We start from the raw sequence: 2,853 nt of genomic DNA, 5'->3' as shown, positions 1-2,853 counted from the left end.
CGCTCTTCCGATCCCCGTTTCGGCACGGCATGTTGCCGTCAATCAGGGCGGCCCGGCTGATCCTGCTGCTCATGCAGCGGCTGTTCCCGGCGCTGTGACGGCAACGGATGGTCAGGCCTTGCCGATGGTCCCAGAGGTGGCCCGCACGTCCGCAGATACTGCAATGCCCGGCGCGAGGCCGGAAGGACATGAAGGACAGGGTGGCCCGGAATCCCCTGCCGTGGAAGGCGGGCGCGTGCAGCGCTATCTGCATCTGGAACTGCCCTCTGGCCAGGTCATGTCTGTCTGCATTTCCCTGCCTCCGGCGGCGGAGATGGCGGACGGGGAGCAGGTGGGCGCTGTGGCCGTGTTCCACGACATTACGGAGCTTATGCGGCTTGAGCGTGTGCGGCGCGACTTTGTTGCCAATGTGTCGCACGAATTGCGCACGCCGCTCACGGCCATACAGGGCTATGCCGAAACCCTCACCAGCATTGACGGGCCGCCCGAATGCCGCAGGTTTGGCGAAATAATTCTCAAAAACGGAGCCTACCTTTCACGCATGGTGGAAGACCTGCTGACGCTGGCCCGTCTTGAGGGCAAAAGCGGCAGCCTTGAGCTTGTTCCCACAGATCCGGGAGAAGCTCTCACCCAGGCAACGGGCATGTGCCGTGAAGTGCTGGAGCGCCGGGGCTGCCGGGTGGAGTCGCATCTTTCCGCCAGTTGCCGGGTGATGGCCAGCCTGCCCCACTTGACGCAGGTTTTTCGCAACCTTCTGGAAAATGCGGGGCGTTACGCGCCAGAAGGCGGCAGCATTCGCGTAACGGCGCGGCAGGCGGGCGACAGTGTGATTTTTCGCGTTGCCGACGATGGTCCGGGCATTCCCCGGCAAGATCAGGAGCGCATCTTTGAGCGTTTCTACCAGGTGGAGCGTCATCGGGGGCAGGCCAGCACCGGCCTCGGCCTTGCCATCTGCAAGCACATCCTTGAGCGGCACGGCGGCAGTATCCGGGCGGAAAGCCCCGCCCCGGACGGCAGCACGGCGCTTGTTTTCACTCTCACTTCTGCCCACGGAGCAGCACAGTCATGAAGGAATACCTGCAGGCGCGCAATGTCAGCGTCTACTACGGGCAGCACAAGGCCCTGCATGAGGTCAGTCTGGCCTTTGAACCGTGCCGGGTTACGGCGCTCATCGGCCCCTCGGGCTGCGGCAAGTCCACCTTTTTACGCTGTCTGAACCGCATGAACGACCTTGTGCCGGGCGCGCGCGTTGAAGGCGAAATCCTGCTGGACGGCAAGGATGTGAACCGGCCGGATACAGATGTGGTTTCTCTGCGTTGCCGGGTTGGCATGGTCTTTCAGAAACCCAATCCGTTTCCCAAGACCATTTACGAAAATGTGGCTTACGGTCTGCGCGTCAACGGCCTGCGGGACGAAAGCCTCATTGCGGAAAAAGTGGAGCTTTCCCTGCGGCGGGCCGCCATTTTTGAGGAAGTAAAAGATCGCCTTCAGGCTCCTGCGCTGGGGCTTTCCGGCGGGCAGCAGCAGCGCCTGTGCATTGCCCGCGCCCTGGCCGTGGAGCCGGAGGTGCTGCTTATGGATGAACCCGCCAGCGCCCTTGACCCCATAGCCACGCAGAAAATTGAAGAAAGCATACGCGAACTGCGCGAGTCGCTGTCCATCATCATCGTCACCCACAACATGCAGCAGGCCGCCCGCGTGTCCGACACCACGGCCTTTTTCTACATGGGCGAGCTTATCGAGCACAATGCCACGGATATCATGTTCACACGGCCCGGCAAAAAACAGACAGAAGACTATATTACAGGCCGTTTTGGCTAGTGCGGCTTTTTGTAAAACGGATCAGAAGCCTGCGCGGCAGTGTCCCGCCGTCAAGGCGCGCGTAGCCTGCCCGCGAGACGCGATGCCGGGGTGAAAGTTCTGCAGCATTTTAGAATTATTCTTTCAAAAAATGCCTTGGGCAACTACAAGCAATTCTCATTCATTTCATCGCACTTTTCAGGAGAGCACCATGCAACAGGCCAACTATCTGCAGCAACTGCTTGTAACTTTGCGCACCCGTCTTCTGGTCATGTGCGCCAGCGTGGGCATTGCGCTGGAAGAGGCGGGCAAGGCGCTTGCGGCCAATGATCCCGGCAGGGCCGCCGCAGTGATTGAAAGCGACGCGGCCATAGACGCCCTGGAAAACGAAATTGACGAAATGGCCCTGCGCCTGCTGGCCCGTTCGCAGCCTGTGGCCGGAGACCTGCGTTTTGTGGTGACATCGCTGCGCATGGTGGTGGACCTGGAGCGCATCGGCGACGAGGCCGTCAGCATATCCGAGCAGGCCATTCTTATGCAGAACATGCCTGGTTTCAGCATGATGTCCCACGTACGCGAACTGTATGAGGGCGCACGCGAAGCTTTTGAAAGCGCCGTGCGGGTCTTTCGCGATAATGACGCCCAGGGAGCGCTTGCCTTGAGCCGTGGCGATGACGAGGCCGTGCAGAATGAAGTGCGTATCATACAGGGCATTATGGAATGCCTGTCTGATCCGCATTGCAGTTTAAAACCGCACGTCGCCATGCATATCATTCTTGTGGCGCGTTCGCTGACGCGCATCTGGCGTCGGTCCATCAATATTGCCGAGCATGTCTACTTTATAGGGCGCGGTGAAAGCCTCAAACACAGGGGCGACGGACGTGAAGAGGCGGCAGTGTCCTTGACGGAGCCTTTGCAGCCCGGCGCGTACGAGCGCGCAGCGGCGTCAGGCAGTGGCAACAAGGCTCCGGACGCTTCGGCAGGGGAAAAGCAGCAGTTGCGCCGAAGCAAGGAAAGGCATACCGATAATGCCTGAGGGCCGGGCCGTTCCGG

Annotated in this window: 3 protein-coding genes; all 3 read left to right on the top strand. The window is 60.5% G+C overall.

Annotated features, from left to right (window positions below):
* Nucleotides 1-1,069: sensor histidine kinase (locus V6C16_RS10725; RefSeq protein ID WP_333543184.1), on the top strand; the 1,069-nt coding region annotated here is incomplete at its 5' end.
* On the top strand, nucleotides 1,066-1,821 hold the full coding sequence (gene pstB / locus V6C16_RS10720; RefSeq protein ID WP_333536139.1) for a phosphate ABC transporter ATP-binding protein PstB: 756 nt from the start codon (nucleotides 1,066-1,068) through the stop codon (nucleotides 1,819-1,821). The genes V6C16_RS10725 and pstB, both read left to right, overlap by 4 nt.
* A gap of 190 nt (nucleotides 1,822-2,011) precedes the next feature.
* Nucleotides 2,012-2,836 carry a phosphate signaling complex protein PhoU gene (gene phoU / locus V6C16_RS10715; RefSeq protein WP_333543183.1) on the top strand — a complete coding sequence of 275 codons (825 nt, stop codon included), beginning with the start codon at nucleotides 2,012-2,014 and terminating at the stop codon, nucleotides 2,834-2,836.
* Nucleotides 2,837-2,853 lie beyond the last annotated feature (17 nt).

The sequence above is a fragment of the Desulfovibrio sp. 1188_IL3213 genome (genome assembly GCF_036763145.1).
Taxonomy (GTDB): Bacteria; Desulfobacterota; Desulfovibrionia; order Desulfovibrionales; family Desulfovibrionaceae; genus Desulfovibrio.
Note: the sequence above shows the minus strand (reverse complement) of the source record. Positions and strands in the feature narration are given on the sequence as shown.